This is a genomic window from Pseudomonas sp. GW821-FHT02A11, assembly GCF_059421985.1.
In genome coordinates, this window is the sequence record NZ_JBWKWB010000020.1 from 22,722 (window position 1) to 37,265 (window position 14,544).

General features: G+C 59.3%; 15 protein-coding genes. 10 read left to right on the forward strand and 5 right to left on the reverse strand.

The features are described from left to right. Positions 1–158: 158 nt before the first annotated feature. Positions 159–1,400: a glutamine synthetase family protein gene (locus AC07V9_RS22765; protein WP_495017956.1), complete on the forward strand. Its 1,242-nt coding sequence runs from the start codon at positions 159–161 to the stop codon at positions 1,398–1,400. A gap of 54 nt (positions 1,401–1,454) precedes the next feature. After that, the gene (locus AC07V9_RS22770) at positions 1,455–2,921 is read left to right on the forward strand and encodes an MFS transporter (RefSeq protein ID WP_495017896.1); all 1,467 of its coding nucleotides are present in this window, start codon (positions 1,455–1,457) and stop codon (positions 2,919–2,921) included. 247 nt (positions 2,922–3,168) lie between these two features. On the opposite strand, the gene AC07V9_RS22775 is transcribed toward AC07V9_RS22770, so the two are convergent. The 4 genes from AC07V9_RS22775 to flgA form a co-directional block, all read right to left on the reverse strand. Next, positions 3,169–3,909, reverse strand: coding sequence for a flagellar brake protein (locus AC07V9_RS22775; RefSeq protein ID WP_495017897.1), 741 nt, complete (start codon positions 3,907–3,909; stop codon positions 3,169–3,171). A gap of 82 nt (positions 3,910–3,991) precedes the next feature. Continuing rightward, complete coding sequence (locus AC07V9_RS22780; RefSeq protein WP_495017898.1) at positions 3,992–4,459, reverse strand: flagella synthesis protein FlgN; 468 nt, start codon at positions 4,457–4,459, stop codon at positions 3,992–3,994. 49 nt (positions 4,460–4,508) lie between these two features. Then, a complete protein-coding gene (gene flgM / locus AC07V9_RS22785; protein WP_495017899.1) occupies positions 4,509–4,826 on the reverse strand; it encodes a flagellar biosynthesis anti-sigma factor FlgM in 318 nt (105 codons plus the stop codon). 161 nt (positions 4,827–4,987) lie between these two features. Then, entirely contained in the window at positions 4,988–5,749 is a 762-nt protein-coding gene (gene flgA / locus AC07V9_RS22790) for a flagellar basal body P-ring formation chaperone FlgA (protein ID WP_495017900.1), read from the reverse strand. A gap of 74 nt (positions 5,750–5,823) precedes the next feature. Between flgA and AC07V9_RS22795 the strand changes: the two genes are divergently transcribed. The 7 genes from AC07V9_RS22795 to AC07V9_RS22825 all read left to right on the forward strand — a co-directional run bounded on the left by AC07V9_RS22795 (position 5,824) and on the right by AC07V9_RS22825 (position 13,279). Continuing rightward, on the forward strand, positions 5,824–6,756 hold the full coding sequence (locus AC07V9_RS22795) for a chemotaxis protein CheV (protein ID WP_495017901.1): 933 nt from the start codon (positions 5,824–5,826) through the stop codon (positions 6,754–6,756). A 41-nt stretch (positions 6,757–6,797) separates the two neighbouring features. Then, positions 6,798–7,625, forward strand: a complete 828-nt coding sequence (cheR, locus tag AC07V9_RS22800; protein ID WP_495017902.1) for a protein-glutamate O-methyltransferase CheR — start codon at positions 6,798–6,800, stop codon at positions 7,623–7,625. A gap of 608 nt (positions 7,626–8,233) precedes the next feature. After that, positions 8,234–8,641, forward strand: coding sequence for a flagellar basal body rod protein FlgB (gene flgB, locus AC07V9_RS22805; RefSeq protein WP_495017903.1), 408 nt, complete (start codon positions 8,234–8,236; stop codon positions 8,639–8,641). 3 nt (positions 8,642–8,644) lie between these two features. Then, positions 8,645–9,088 (forward strand): flagellar basal body rod protein FlgC, encoded by a 444-nt coding sequence (gene flgC / locus AC07V9_RS22810; protein ID WP_495017904.1) that lies wholly within the window; start codon positions 8,645–8,647, stop codon positions 9,086–9,088. A gap of 15 nt (positions 9,089–9,103) precedes the next feature. After that, positions 9,104–9,799, forward strand: coding sequence for a flagellar hook assembly protein FlgD (locus AC07V9_RS22815; RefSeq protein ID WP_495017905.1), 696 nt, complete (start codon positions 9,104–9,106; stop codon positions 9,797–9,799). A 28-nt stretch (positions 9,800–9,827) separates the two neighbouring features. Continuing rightward, complete coding sequence (flgE, locus tag AC07V9_RS22820) at positions 9,828–11,144, forward strand: flagellar hook protein FlgE (RefSeq protein WP_495017906.1); 1,317 nt, start codon at positions 9,828–9,830, stop codon at positions 11,142–11,144. 323 nt (positions 11,145–11,467) lie between these two features. Next, a complete protein-coding gene (locus tag AC07V9_RS22825) occupies positions 11,468–13,279 on the forward strand; it encodes a flagellar hook protein FlgE (RefSeq protein ID WP_495017907.1) in 1,812 nt (603 codons plus the stop codon). Between the two features lie 37 nt (positions 13,280–13,316). On the opposite strand, the gene AC07V9_RS22830 is transcribed toward AC07V9_RS22825, so the two are convergent. Continuing rightward, positions 13,317–13,517, reverse strand: coding sequence for a hypothetical protein (locus AC07V9_RS22830; protein ID WP_495017908.1), 201 nt, complete (start codon positions 13,515–13,517; stop codon positions 13,317–13,319). A gap of 272 nt (positions 13,518–13,789) precedes the next feature. On the opposite strand from AC07V9_RS22830, the gene AC07V9_RS22835 reads away from it, so the two are divergent. After that, on the forward strand, positions 13,790–14,530 hold the full coding sequence (locus tag AC07V9_RS22835; protein ID WP_495017909.1) for a flagellar basal body rod protein FlgF: 741 nt from the start codon (positions 13,790–13,792) through the stop codon (positions 14,528–14,530). The last annotated feature ends 14 nt before the right edge of the window (positions 14,531–14,544 follow it).

Consider the following 14,544-nt stretch of genomic DNA (forward strand, 5'->3'; position numbering starts at 1 on the left):
GTCTATTTTGTACACCTCGCCGCGTTGCGGCCTGCCTGATAAAAAGGATTTGAGTCATGTTGACCGATGGCCACAATTCACTCGCGCAGCGATTGATGGGCATTGACGAAGTCGAATGCGTCACCCCGGACCTCAACGGCGTGCCGCGTGGAAAGGTAATGACCGCCGAGGGATTTCTCGAAGGGCGGCGTCTGCAGCTGGCGCGGGGCGTGCTGCTGCAATGCATCATGGGCGGCTACCCGGCGGCGAAGTTCTATGGCAGTGACGACGGCGATCTGGCATTGGTGGCCGATCCTGCGCAGACCCATCGTCTGCCCTGGAGCGAGGAGCCTCGCGCGCTGGCCATCTGCGATGCAGACGAGCTGGATGGCGAGCCCTCTAACCTGTCGACCCGAGGCCAGCTCAAATCCGTGATCGCGCGTTATGCCCGCCACGGTTGGTCGCCGGTGGTGGCGACCGAGCTTGAGTTTTTCGTTTTCGCGCCCAACAGCGACCCCAACCAGCCGTTTATGCCACCGGTTGGCCTGGACGGTCGTCGCGAGGACGGGCAATCGGCGTTCAGCATCAGCTCGAACAACGGCCTGCGCCCGTTCTTCAGCGAGGTCTACAGATGCATGGCGGCACTGGGCCTGCCCCGCGACACCTTCATGCACGAGATGGGCGTGAGTCAGTTCGAGATCAACCTGCTGCACGGCGATCCGTTATTGCTGGCTGACCAGACCTTTCTGTTCAAACACATGCTCAAGGAGATCGCGCTCAAGCACGGCTTGACCGTGGTGTGCATGGCCAAGCCGCTGGCGCACACGCCGGGCAGTTCGATGCACATTCACCAGAGCGTGGTCGACAGCGTCACCGGCCAGAACATCTTCACCGACGCCCAAGGCGAGCCGACGGCGGCGTTTCATCACTTCATCGGTGGACAGCAGGCGGCCATGGCCGATTTCACCGCTTTGTTCGCACCCAACGTCAATTCCTACCAGCGTTTGTGTCATCCTTTCGCCTCGCCAAACAACGCCTGCTGGTCCCACGACAACCGTGCAGCGGGGCTGCGCATTCCAGCCAGCGCGCCGGTGGCCCGGCGCGTGGAAAATCGTCTGCCAGGTGCAGATGCCAACCCCTATCTGGCGATAGCGGCGAGTCTTTCAGCCGGGCTGTATGGCATCGAGCACCAATTGCAACCGTCGGCGCCGATTCAGGGGGAATTCACCGTTGCGGATAATCTTTCGCTGCCATGTACCTTGCATGCGGCGCTGGAGCGTCTGAAACGCAGTGCGTTGGCCAAGGAACTGTTCGGGGCCGAATTCATCGAAGGCTACATCGCGTCGAAGACCCTGGAACTGACCAGTTTCTTCAACGAAATTACCCCTTGGGAGCGACGTGTGTTGGCTTCCCAGGCTTAGAAACCGTGGTTCGCCAACCCTCCGTGGACGAGGGTTGGCGTTTTTGGAAAGCCGATGCGCCAAATCTGGAAATCGTTTCGAGCGCTGTATTTCGCCTCACTGATGATGTTGATCGGTTCAGGTCTTCTGAGTACTTACCTTGCCTTGCGTCTCGCTGCCGATCAGGTCGACGGCCTGTGGGTCGGTGCGCTGATGGCCGCCAACTACGTGGGCCTGGCGCTGGGCGGCAAGATCGGCCACCGGCTGATCGGGCGGGTGGGGCATATTCGCGCCTACGCGACCTGCGCCGGTATCGTCGGGGCCGCCGTGCTGGGGCACGGGATGATCAATTACCTGCCGGCGTGGATCTTCCTGCGGATGATCGTGGGCCTGGGGATGATGTGCCAGTACATGGTTATTGAAAGCTGGCTCAACGAACAGGCCTCGCCCAAGCAGCGCGGCACGGTATTCAGCGGCTACATGATCGCCTCGTACCTGGGGCTGGTGTTGGGCCAGCTGATTCTGGTGGTGCATCCGCAACTGGGGCCTGAACTGCTGATGCTGGTCGCGATGTGCTTCACCCTGTGCCTGGTGCCGGTGGCGATGACCCGCAGCATTCACCCGGCGCCGATGCGTCCTGCGCCGCTGGAGCCACTGTTTTTCATGCGCCGCGTGCCGCAGTCGCTGACCACGGTATTGAGCGCGGGCTTGATCATTGGCTCGTTCTACGGCCTGGCGCCGCTGTACGCTGCGCAGCAAGGGCTGTCCACCGAGCACGTCGGTCTGTTCATGGCCACCTGCATCGGCGCCGGCCTGCTGGTGCAAGGGCCGTTGGGCAAACTGTCTGATCGTTACGATCGCGCCTGGCTGATTCGCGGCGCAGCGGGGCTGCTGGTGTTGGCCGGGCTGCCGCTGGCGGTCTTTCCCTCGATGCCCATCGAGGTGGTGTTCGCCATGGGCTTTGTGGCGTCGCTGCTGCAGTTTGCCTTGTACCCGCTGGCAGTGGCGTTCTCCAACGACCACGTCGAAGGCGAGCGGCGGGTTTCCCTTACGGCCATGTTGCTGATGACCTACGGCGTCGGCGCCAGTATCGGGCCGTTGGTGTCGGGTGTGCTGATGAAGCAGTTCGGCAGCAACATGCTCTACGCCTTTGTCTGCTTCGTTGCGCTGATTCTGGTGCTGCGCGTGCGTCCGAAAGCGGTCACCAACCTGCACCAGGTGCAGGATGCGCCGCTGCATCACGTGGCGATGCCAGAGAGCATGGCCAGCTCGCCACTGGTGGTAGCGCTCGACCCGCGGGTCGACGAGCAAGTGGTGCAGGATCAAATGCAGAGCGCTTCGGAACCCGGTTATGTGGCGCCTGCCGAAAGTCAGCCTGCCGACGAGCCGGTCAACGACACGCCAGAGCGCGTCGTGCCGTCGGGTGAGGGCGTTGTGCGTCCTGTAGCAGTGGTCGATGAGGTCAGTGCCGAGCCCCAGTCGGCCAAACCCGATGCGGCCCATGATGCCTCGCGGGATGTCGGTGTCGACCGGCCTCTGTAAGGCAGACGGGTTGAGTCAATGCAGGGAGCCTTCGGGCTCCCGTTGCGGTCCAGGTACGATTTCAACCCGCAGCGCATCACATGTGGGAGCGAATTCATTCGCGAAAAATTGGACGGACGACAGAGATGTATCGCCAGTGCGGGCCATTCGCGAATGAATCCGCTCCCACAGGCGATCGTGGCTGACCAACGGGAGCATTTTGCCAGGATGTACGCCTGAAAGATGAAACGGCCCCGAAGGGCCGTCATCAAAAATCGTCGTCCTTGTCGAAACGACGGGCTTCGCGTTGCAGCTGGTAAACGAAGCGTTCGACCTGGCGCTGCACCAACCCACTGATGTTGTGGAAGCGCACGCCAGCGAAGGTGGTGTTGATCCTTTCTTCAAAGTGCAGGTAACGCAGCTCCACCGGCGTGGTCATGGCGCCGAAGGGCAGGTGAGCGATGAAACGCTCGTAAACTTGCCCCAGCTGCATGCGTTCAGACACATCACCTTCGAAGCGCAACTTGCAGCCGGTCGCGGAGATGTCGAGCAGTTTGCCGCGCAGCGGCGACTTCAGCTTGTCGCCACCTATTTCGATGTCGACCAGCGAGGCCAGCTTCAAGGCTGCGCGGAAGGCATTGCGGCGCTGGTGATAAACGACTTCTTCAGGCATCGGACCGCGGTAGCTGTGCGGCTCCTCGATGATCTTCATCTGCCCTTTGACTTCCCAGGCGATGCGCACGCCATCGTGGAAGCCTTCGACACGAAAGGCTTCACCGTTGGCCAGAAAGCGTTCACCGTCGCGGGGGATCATTTCGTCGAACGCGACCTCGTTGCTGTCGCGATCAACGTCAATGACATAGCTCTGGAAGCGCTGGCTGCGCTCGTGAAAAGTGATGATCAAAGGATCATGGCTTTCCATCAAAAGGCGCAGGTTGGCGGCAATTTCCAAAGGCGTGTTCAGTACCTTCGGGGGCTGCGGAACATCTTCCGCGCTTGAGGCATTCACGGTTTATCCATCTCCAGGCAAATAACGACAGCGTGCGGCGCGAGGCATTTTGCCATCATGTTGCACGCCTTGATACAAGAACTTACGCCTGGCTGAGCGGACGTGGTCTGGCTCTTCCCGACGTCGAGCCCCGGCTGTCGTACAGCGCTGGAGTGTCGCCACCGTTGAGAATCCTGAGTTGCTGCGCCGTGGTCAGCTGTTGCAGCTGGATCAGACTGCCATTCTGCGCATTCGCAGCCTGGCATTCGGCAATCAGCGCACTCAATTCGTCGCCCGCTTTCAACAACGCGTCGCCCACCGACGAGTGTTTGGCCACTTCTTCAAGTCCCGCACGATTGGCGGGCAGGCCAAGACTCGACAGCAGCTGACTGCGTCTGCGTCCGTGCTGTTCGAGCACGATCACCAACGCCTGTTTCTGCGCCAGGATGTGTTCCATTTCGACCATATTGCGACCGTGAAGGGCCAGTGATTCAGCCTTCAGGATCTCCAGCAGGTGCTGGGTCGGCGCAATATCGTCAGTGATCAGTTGAAGCAACGTAGTGTCTTGCATCGCATGCCCTGGGATTCAAGCGTCCAGAAGCCCCTGCGCAGACCGGGGGCTAGCGCTGGGCTTCGAAATTAAGCAGTTTGTTCGCAACACGGTTGCTGTCGACCTTGTAACTGCCGTCGGCGATAGCCTGCTTCAACTCAGCCACACGGCTGCTGTTGACGACGGGCTGATCACGCAACGAATCAGTGATCTTCTGCAACTGTTGAGCTTCGCTGCTCAAACTGACTGTCTCACCGCTACCGCTCACGCTGGTGGAAGGGCTGGCCGTCGCCGGGGCTTCGGTTTTGCTGGCTTCCTTGGTGCCGGCGGTACGTGATGTACCCCCGACGGTAGTGGAGCTATTCAAACGACTGAAGTCGATGACCATGATTGAAAAACCTCTGGGTTCTAGGACGCTTGCCTTGGTTTCGGCCAAACCCGGAATAACTTTAGGGCCAGTGCGAAAACAGTCTCCAATTGACTTCGCAGAGGGCGTATGGGTTCCGAGTGTAGGAAAAGCGCAAGCGCAGCGCCAGAGGACAATGGGCTTTACATAGGCACCTCGACCTGCCCGGGGGCGACGATGTTGGCCTTGATCACGCGTTTGGAGTTGAGGTTCTTGACCCGTATTTGCTCGTTGAAGCCGCCGTCGGAGAGGGCTTCGCCCGGCATGCGCACGCTCATGGCACCACTGCGGGCGCTGATGACCACCTGATCGCCCTTGCGCACCATCTGCGGCTGCTCGAGGTGTACAGGCGTCAGAATCTGATCGATGACCGTTGGTCGGACAACTTTCTGCCCGATCGCCTGGTCCAGGGAATCCAGAAAACCTGCACCCAGCTGCCCTACGTCCCGTTCACGCATCGCCACATCGCCTTCGGAAACGATGGCGTCGCGCTTCAGCGGCCGCACCACGGTCACGACATTGCGAAAAAGATGTACCTGGGCCGGCACGAACACCGTCCATGGAGAGCTGCCTTCGCAACGCAGCTTCACGGTGACGCGCCCAATGGGCTGGGCCGGGCTTTCCAGCGTGGCTGTCAAATCCTTGTCACAGTGCGGCATGCGCAGGCGAGGATCGAGCTGCTTGACTTCGATTTCATAACGGCCAGCGGTTTGACTGGTGGCCAGATAGTCTTCGACAGTGAATTCAAGAAAGCCCTGGGTGACGCCGATAAGTTGTTCAGGCAGCGTTACATTGTCGGCGCGACAGAGGTTTGCGCCGACAAGCAGACACACGGCAACGAGGCCGCCGATCAAATGGCGGCTTGCGTTTGTCAGGTGTCGAGATACTGTCGTTAATAGGTTCATGCCGGGTATTTAGCAAGGCCCGTGCCGCTTGCCGATCTGGCAGTGCGCAATTGGTCGTTTTGGGAGGGTGGTGCATGGCTGGTGTTTTGGATTCAGTGAACCAGCGCACTCAACTGGTAGGGCAGAACCGCCTTGAACTGTTGTTGTTCCGTCTGGACGGCAAGCAGTTGTATGGGATCAACGTGTTCAAGGTAAAAGAGGTGCTTCAGTGCCCAAAACTTACCCACATGCCCAAATCCAGTCCGATTGTGCGCGGAGTGGCGAATATTCGTGGCGGGACGATCCCGATCCTTGATCTGGCGCTCGCGACCGGCGGTTCCCCGTTGGGCAACATTGCCAACGCGTTTGTAATCATTACCGAATACAACACCAAGATTCAGGGTTTTCTGGTGCATTCGGTCGAACGCATCGTGAACATGAACTGGGAAGACATTCATCCGCCACCCAAGGGCACCGGTCGCGATCACTACCTCACGGCAGTGACGCGTATCGATAACCAGTTGGTGGAAATCATCGACGTGGAGAAAATCCTCGCCGAAGTGGCGCCGGTCTCGGAAAATATTTCCGCGGGCGTGGTGACTGAAGAAGTGCAGCACAAGGCCTTGTCCCTGCGCGTGTTGACGGTCGACGACTCGTCGGTGGCGCGCAAGCAGGTAACGCGTTGCCTGCAGACCGTGGGCGTGGAGGTGACGGCGTTGAATGACGGTCGTCAGGCACTCGATTTCCTGCGCAAACTGGTAGATGAAGGCAAGAAACCCGAAGAAGAATTTCTGATGATGATCTCCGACATTGAAATGCCGGAGATGGACGGCTACACCTTGACTGCAGAGATTCGCAGCGATCCGCGCATGCAAAAGCTGCATATCGTCCTGCACACCTCGTTGTCGGGGGTGTTCAACCAGGCGATGGTGAAGAAGGTAGGTGCCGACGATTTTCTGGCCAAGTTCCGGCCGGACGATCTTGCAGCTAGAGTGGTCGATCGCATCAGAGCGGCAGATATCAGCTGAGGAGGGTCTTCCTCGGCTGTTCACATGATTTGAGAGGCGGCATGTCTACAGGTAATTTGGATTTTGAGCAGTTCCGGGTCTTCCTGGAAAAAGCCTGTGGCATTTTGCTGGGTGAAAACAAGCAGTACCTGGTCTCCAGCCGCCTGAACAAGCTGATGGAGCAGCAGGGGCTGAAATCGCTGGGCGAGCTGATTCAGCGTATCCAGACACAGCCGCGCAGTGGTTTGCGCGAGCAGGTGGTGGATGCGATGACCACCAACGAAACCCTGTGGTTTCGCGATACCTACCCGTTCGAGGTGCTCAAGAACAAGGTGTTGCCGGAGCAGATCAAGGCCAGCCCCGGCTTGCGTCCGCGCATCTGGTCGGCGGCGTGTTCGTCGGGGCAAGAGCCGTACTCGCTGTCGATGTCGATCGATGAGTTCGAGCGCAGCAATCCGGGCCAGTTGAAGGCCGGGGCGCAGATTGTCGCGACTGATCTGTCGGGCAGCATGCTGACCAACTGCAAGACGGGCGAGTACGACAGCCTGGCGATTGGCCGAGGCCTGTCGCCGGATCGGTTGCAGCGCTACTTCGACCAGAAGACGCCGGGGCGCTGGACGGTCAAGGCGCCAATCAAGAGTCGAGTGGAGTTTCGTTCGTTCAACCTGCTGGACAGTTATGCGGCGTTGGGCAAGTTCGACATCGTGTTCTGCCGCAATGTGTTGATCTACTTCTCCGCTGAGGTGAAGAAGGACATTCTGTTGCGCATTCATGCGACGTTGAAGCCGGGGGGCTATTTGTTCCTCGGGGCGTCGGAGGCGTTGAACGGGTTGCCGGATCATTATCAGATGGTGCAGTGCAGTCCCGGGATTATTTACCAGGCCAAGTGATGTTGGGTTGGTTGTGTTTTGGAGAACCCGCTTTGGCGGGTTTTCTTTTTTGCGGCTGCGATCCATGGCAGGGGGCGGCTCTTCCGGCATCCCTCCCGCTTGACCCGCGCAGCTGCATAACCCGTGAGAGCGAATTTATTCGCGAGATGCCGGTACACCCGACACGCATCTGTCGCCTGAATATCCTTCGCGAATGAATTCGCTCCCACAGGGGAATCGCATGCGGAGAGGAAAAATCCGAATCTTTTTTTGATCTTCGGGCATGAACAGCAACAGGTGAAGCTGAGCGCCTGACCTGTGGGAGAATTCATTCGCGAGATGCCGGTACATCCGATACAGATCTGTCGCCTGAACATCCTTCGCGACTGAAATCGGTCCCGCAGGGGCATTGCGTGCACGGCGGCAAATCCGCATCCGCAATCAACGGCAAAAAAACGGCACCCACCTTGCCGCTTTCCTCCTCCTCAGCGGAAACCCCTTGCCGCTTTTCTGGCATCTCCCCTGGGCAACTGCCTTCAATCCCCCGTAATACGGGCTTTGCAAGAACTGGCACGCCACTTGCTATCTCTCTGTCACGAACATCTGGTCAACCGATAAAGGTTCCCGACATGAGCATCAGTTTCGACAACGCACTGGGCATTCACGAGAAAGCGCTGAACTTCCGCGCTCAACGTGCTGAAGTGCTGGCCAACAACATTACCAACGCCGACACGCCAAACTACAAGGCGCGCGACCTGGACTTTTCCAAGGTGTTGGCCGCTGAAAGCGACAAGGCCAAGAACGGCACGTTCGCCCTGAACACCACCAACAGCCATCACATCGAGGCGCAAGGCGTGGATTCGGGTGAAGCGAGCCTGCTGTACCGCACGCCATCGCAGCCGTCGCTGGACCAGAACACCGTCGACGCTCAGGTCGAGAACGCCAATTACGCTGAAAACGCCATCGGCTTCCAGGCCAGCTTCACCTTGCTCAACAGTAAGTTCAAAGGGCTCGTATCGGCCCTGCGCGGAGAGTAATTCATGTCCCTATCCAGTGTTTTCAATATTGCCGGTAGCGGCATGAGTGCGCAGAACACTCGTCTGAACACCGTGGCCAGTAACATCGCCAACGCCGAGACCGTGTCCTCCAGCATGGACAAGACCTATCGCGCACGGCACCCGGTGTTTGCCACCGTGTTTCAGGGCCAGGAGTCTGGCGGCAGCGCTTCGCTGTTCGAAGAGCAGGGCCAGGCCGGCACCGGCGTACAGGTTTCCGGCATCGTTGAAGATGCCTCCAACCTGGAAGCACGTTACGAGCCAAATCACCCGGCTGCGGACAAGAACGGTTACGTCTATTACCCGAACGTCAATGTGGTCAATGAGATGGCTGACATGATCTCGGCCAGTCGTTCGTTCCAGACCAACGCGGAAATCATGAACACCGCCAAAACAATGATGCAGAAGGTCCTGACCCTGGGTCAGTGATAAGGGGCGAACGCAATGACCGTTACTAACGACACCACAACCAGCGACTACATCAAGTCGCTGCAGACGGTGACCTCCGGCAAGACCGGCGACAGCACCACCGGCGCCAGCACCCTGGGCAAGGATTCGTTCCTGCAGTTGCTGGTGACCCAGATGCAGAACCAGAATCCGCTCGATCCCCAGGACAACAGCGAGTTCGTGGCCCAGCTGGCGCAGTTCAGCAGCCTGGAAACCATGCAGAACCTGAGCACCTCGGTCGATGCGATCGGTGGCATGTACCAGTCTTCGCAGGCGCTGCAGGCTTCGTCGCTGGTGGGCCGTTCGGTGATCGCCGACGCCAGTTCGACCAATGTCGACACCACCAAAGGCATGACCGGTCAGGCCGTGGTGCCTTCGACCAGCACGATCACCACCGTGAAGATTTACGACAGCACCGGCAGCGTGGTTCGCACCCTTGACCTGGGCCAGCAAAAAGCCGGCAACGCCAGCTTCACCTGGGATGGCAAGGACGATGCGGGCAATCAGCTGGAATCGGGTAATTACAGCTTCAAGGCAACGGGCAGTCTCGATGGCACGTCCACGGGCCTGACCACCTACCTGCCTGCGACGGTGACCAGTGTCACCATGGGCTCGGCGGGTACCTCAATGACTCTTAATCTGGCCAACGGCACCAACATCGCCTTGTCCAAAGTTCAACAAATCGGGATCTAGAGCCGACTCGACGGCGCAGGAGTGAAGTATGTCTTTCAATATCGGTCTGAGTGGGCTCTACGCAGCGAACAAAAGTCTCGACGTCGCCGGCAACAACATTGCCAACGTCGCGACCGTCGGTTTCAAGGCGTCCCGTGCGGAATTTGCTGACCAGTACGCGCAATCCATTCGCGGCACTTCGGGCGGTACCGACGTCGGTAGCGGTGTTCGCACCGCGGCTGTGACTCAGCAGTTCACCCAAGGTGCGCTGACCACCGGCACCGGCCGTGATCTGGACCTGGCAATCAACGGTAACGGTTTCTTCCTGCTGAGCAACAACGGCGAGAAGCTCTACACCCGTGCCGGTAACTTCCATACCGACAGCTCCGGCAACATCATCGACACCAACGGCAACAACTTGCAGGGCTACGGCGTCGATGCCAACGGCAACGTGATGAACGGCGTGCTGACCAATCTGAAGGTCGACACCTCGAACATGGCGCCGAAGGCGACGAGCACCATTACCATCAAGTCCAACCTGGACTCGTCCAAGCCTATCGTAACGGGCGCTGCGTTCGATCCGGCCGACACCACGACCTACACGTCGACGTACAGCACGCCGATCTACGACAGTCAGGGTAACGAACACACCCTGTCCCAGTATTTCCGCAAGACAGACACCAACGACTGGACCATGTACACCCTGATCGACGGCCGCAGCATCACCGACCCTGAGAACTCGACGACTCCGGCGGCGACCGAGCTGACCTTCGACGCCTCGGGCAATCTGGTGACCCCGACGGTCACCAGTGGTGGCGTGAGTGTTAACAGCGACGGAACTTTCAGCATCGACGGTTGGGTGCCGGCGCAAAGCAAGACTGTCGGTTCGACCACGACGTGGGTCGCGAACGGCGCGGGCGCATCCGCCAAGATGAAGCTGGACATGCTGGCCACCACCCAGACCAACGCCGCCGGTGGCGCGATCTCCAAGAGCCAGGACGGTAACTACACCGGCCAGATCAGTGCGATGAACGTGGACTCCAGCGGTAACCTGTTCGCGACGTACACCAATGGTCAGTCCAAGGTGATCGGCCAGGTTGCATTGACCACCTTCGCCAACGTGCAGGGCCTGGCGCCAGCGGGTGGCACCATGTGGCGTGAAACCTACGCTTCGGGCATCCCGGTCACCGGTACGCCGGAGTCCGGTACGCTGGGCAGCATTACCGGTTCTGCGCTGGAAGAATCCAACGTTGACCTGACCGGTGAGCTGGTTCAGTTGATCAAGGCGCAGAGCAACTATCAGGCGAACGCGAAGACGATCTCGACCGAGAGCACCATTCTGCAAACCACGATTCAGATGACCTGATAGCGTTGCGATGATTTTGCTGTAGTTCGAGCCCCTCTTTTGAGGGGTTTTTTTTTGTTTTTTTGGAGGAGGTCGGGTGTTTTGGCGCTGGGTTTTGGAGGGTCTGCCGTTAGAGAAAACCCCACAGCGCATGCGATTACAGTGCGTTAAAACATCAAGACCCATCCCACTCGATAACTAGAAAATTCCTACTCCCGTCAATGCGAGACTCAAATTCGCTGACAAACGAATGTCGTCGGATCAACCCCGTCGAACGCATTCCTTTGCCCGGCTAAAACCATGCATTGACGCAAGTGTCGTCGCTGACGACTCAGGGAGTGTTCATGTCATTCAACATCGCGGTCGCTGGCTTGCACGCGGCACACAAACGAATGGAAGTGGCGGGCAACAACATCGCCAACGTCGGTACTACAGGCTTCAAATCCTCTCGCGCAGAATTCTCTGCCGTCTACTCCTCGTCCATGCTCGGCGGCGGGCGCACCGCTGTTGGGGATGGGGTCGCGCTGGCCAATGTCTCCCAGGACTTTTCCTCCGGCGCCACTGTTTCAAGCCCCGGCAGAGCGCTGGACATGCGTATCCAGGGCAAGGGCTTTTTTGTCATGAGCGACAACGGCGCGATCAGCTATGGCCGTTCCGGCGCCTTCATCAAGGATGCACAAGACTACGTGGTCGACGCCAATGGCAGCCGCTTGCAGGGCTATGCCGTGACGCCTGAAGGTCAAGTGATTCGAGGCGTGCGCTCGGACCTCAGGATCGACAACGCCAACATGGCGCCCAAGGCCACGAGCAAGATCGAGCAAACGCTCAACCTCGATTCCGCCGAAGCGTCGCTGGGAGCGATTCCCAAATTCAATGCCAATGACCCACGCACCTGGACGCGCATGACCACTCAGGTCATCAAGGATGCCGGAGTGCCCGAGGTGAAGGAGGTCAAGGGCAAGGATGCCAACGGCAACGACGTCATCATTACGGCCGCCAGGGCCGCAGTGCCGCCGCAGGATCACGAGCTCAAGCAGTATTTCGTCAGGACGGATGACAACAACTGGACCTCTTACATCCTGATCGATGGCGTCAACCCGCTCGAGCCATCGACCACATCGCCGCTGGAGATCGGTCTCCTTGCTCTGCCCAACGGCAAGATTCATCTGACGGGCAATCAGGCTGCGGTAAGGCTTGAAAACAGCGGTGATCTGTCGTTGCATGGCTGGCAGCCTGCGATCAAGGTCAATGGCAGCTGGACGCCAAGCCCTGCCGCCAACGCCGGGGCCATTGCGTTGCCGCTCAACGATGCAAACGGCGCCTTGCTCAATCCGGCCGATCCTGTGATGCCGCGTCCGGTGCCAGTCTTCGACCGGACCGATGTCACCACCTACAACAAGCCCTTCACCAGCGCGATCTACGACAGTCTGGGTGTGCGTCATGAGCTGACCCAGTATTTCGTCAAGGACGGCAACAACAGCTGGAAAATGCATGTGCTGATCGATGGCTGTAACCCTGAGGACCCGGCCAGTAACGACCCCTTGACCGCCAGCGTGCTGTTCAATGCCGACGGCTCGGTGCAGACCCTCACCGGCGGCCCGGGTCTGGTGGCGGCCAACGGAAAACTGACGCTCAATGGATGGGTGCCGGCCAAGCCGCTGGAGGGCAACAAGGCAGGGGGACGCTACGTCAGCAGCGGCGCTACCGGCAATGCTGACGGGATTGTCCTGGACCTCGGCAAGCTGACCCAGTACCGCAGCGCTACGGGGAGTGCTGGCACATTTGTCGACGGCAATCCGGCAGGCAATGCGAACAAACTGTCCATCGACAAGAACGGCATCATGAGCGTCGGCTACAGCAACGGGCTCAGTCGCAGGATTGGTCAGGTGATGCTCGCCAGCTTCGCCAACGAGCAGGGCTTGCAGCCGGTGAGTCACACCCGCTGGGTCGAAAGCGCAGACTCAGGGGTTGCCAATTACGAGGAGCCTGGCGTCGGCGTGCTCGGCACGGTCATCAGTCATTCGCTGGAAGGCTCCAACGTCAAGCTGACCGAAGAACTGGTGGAGCTGATCCAGGCGCAGACGGCGTATCAGGCCAACTCCAAAACCCTGTCAACGGAAGCAGAACTGATGCAGACCTTGATCCGCGCGACCTGATCGGCGCAGCCCCCTGGCAGCGCCCCTCACGCACCCGCTACATCGAACAATCCGACTTCACAAACCCGCCACTCACCCTGGTCCAGCCCTTGCCGGGGCTGGTCTGGGCGCAGACGGTCTTGTGCTTGCCCTGCCACAGGTAATAAGGCGCCGGTGCCGCGACCGCAAAGGTTGTACAGAGCGCGAGGATGAAAAGCAGGGCGGCACGAGAGCAGAGCGGGGTGGTACGCAAACGCATGACGGTTTCCCGTTGATAAAAAGGTCAATGAGCCGAACGCTGCAATTATCGCTCCTCGTACGCAAGTTTTTTGGCGGCGATGCCTCTCGATTCTGCCGAAAGCGGCAGTCTGCCGTCGCGTCATCATCCGGCGCTTTCATCGGGGCCGGTTTTGCCCCCGTATCCATTGGAAAATCAGCACTTTGTAACGCGCCTGAAAAACTGGCGCGATCATTGCTATGTCCTGCCCAGTACAGCTACAGGCGGCAAGCGTCTGTCAGAGGAGGAAGACTGTGGACAAGTTGCTTTACGTGGCCATGAGCGGGGCGTCGGAAAACGCCATCGCGCAAAAGGCCCATGCCAACAACCTGGCGAACGTCTCGACCAACGGATTTCAGCGCGACCTGGAACAGGCCCGCTCGATGCCGGTGTTTGGTGAGGTCAACCCGTCGCGCGCCTATGCCATGAGCGAGCGTCCGGGCACCGACTTCAGCCAGGGTTCGATGATCGACACCGGTCGTGAACTGGACGTTGCCGTCAAAGGCAATGGCTGGATGGCGGTCCAGACCCCCGACGGCGGCGAAGCCTATACCCGCACTTCGAGCATGAACATTGACGCCTTGGGTGTGTTGCGTGATGGCAATGGTTTGCCGGTCATGGGCAACAGCGGGCCGATTGCCGTGCCGCCTCAGCAGCAGATCGAGATCGGCGCCGACGGCACCATCAGCGTCCGCTCGCTGGGTGAAAGCCCGCAGGTCATGGCGCAGATCGACCGCATCAAGCTGGTCAAGCCAGACCTTTCGAACATGGAAAAAGGCCCCGACGGTCTGATGCACACCAAAGACGGCAAACCGGCGCAGGCCGATGCCGATGTGCAGGTGGAATCCGGGTTTCTGCAGTCGAGCAACGTCAACGCTGTCGAGGAAATGACCTCGGTGCTGGCGCTGTCCCGCCAGTTCGAACTGCACATCAAGATGATGAAGACCGCCGAGCAGGATGACGAGTCGATGGCTCGCGTCTTGCAAATGGGCTAATGACTGACAGCTTG

What these genes read in the sequence shown, in the direction of transcription:
- AC07V9_RS22780 (WP_495017898.1), bottom strand. Translation starts at nt 4,459, where the DNA reads ATGCAAGACACTACGTTGCTTCAACTGATCACTGACGATATTGCGCCG.
- flgB (WP_495017903.1), top strand. Translation starts at nt 8,234, where the DNA reads ATGAGCATCAGTTTCGACAACGCACTGGGCATTCACGAGAAAGCGCTG.
- flgE (WP_495017906.1), top strand. Translation starts at nt 9,828, where the DNA reads ATGTCTTTCAATATCGGTCTGAGTGGGCTCTACGCAGCGAACAAAAGT.
- AC07V9_RS22795 (WP_495017901.1), top strand. Translation starts at nt 5,824, where the DNA reads ATGGCTGGTGTTTTGGATTCAGTGAACCAGCGCACTCAACTGGTAGGG.
- AC07V9_RS22770 (WP_495017896.1), top strand. Translation starts at nt 1,455, where the DNA reads ATGCGCCAAATCTGGAAATCGTTTCGAGCGCTGTATTTCGCCTCACTG.
- AC07V9_RS22765 (WP_495017956.1), top strand. Translation starts at nt 159, where the DNA reads ATGACCGCCGAGGGATTTCTCGAAGGGCGGCGTCTGCAGCTGGCGCGG.
- flgA (WP_495017900.1), bottom strand. Translation starts at nt 5,749, where the DNA reads ATGAACCTATTAACGACAGTATCTCGACACCTGACAAACGCAAGCCGC.
- AC07V9_RS22825 (WP_495017907.1), top strand. Translation starts at nt 11,468, where the DNA reads ATGTCATTCAACATCGCGGTCGCTGGCTTGCACGCGGCACACAAACGA.
- flgM (WP_495017899.1), bottom strand. Translation starts at nt 4,826, where the DNA reads ATGGTCATCGACTTCAGTCGTTTGAATAGCTCCACTACCGTCGGGGGT.
- AC07V9_RS22815 (WP_495017905.1), top strand. Translation starts at nt 9,104, where the DNA reads ATGACCGTTACTAACGACACCACAACCAGCGACTACATCAAGTCGCTG.
- AC07V9_RS22830 (WP_495017908.1), bottom strand. Translation starts at nt 13,517, where the DNA reads ATGCGTTTGCGTACCACCCCGCTCTGCTCTCGTGCCGCCCTGCTTTTC.
- flgC (WP_495017904.1), top strand. Translation starts at nt 8,645, where the DNA reads ATGTCCCTATCCAGTGTTTTCAATATTGCCGGTAGCGGCATGAGTGCG.
- cheR (WP_495017902.1), top strand. Translation starts at nt 6,798, where the DNA reads ATGTCTACAGGTAATTTGGATTTTGAGCAGTTCCGGGTCTTCCTGGAA.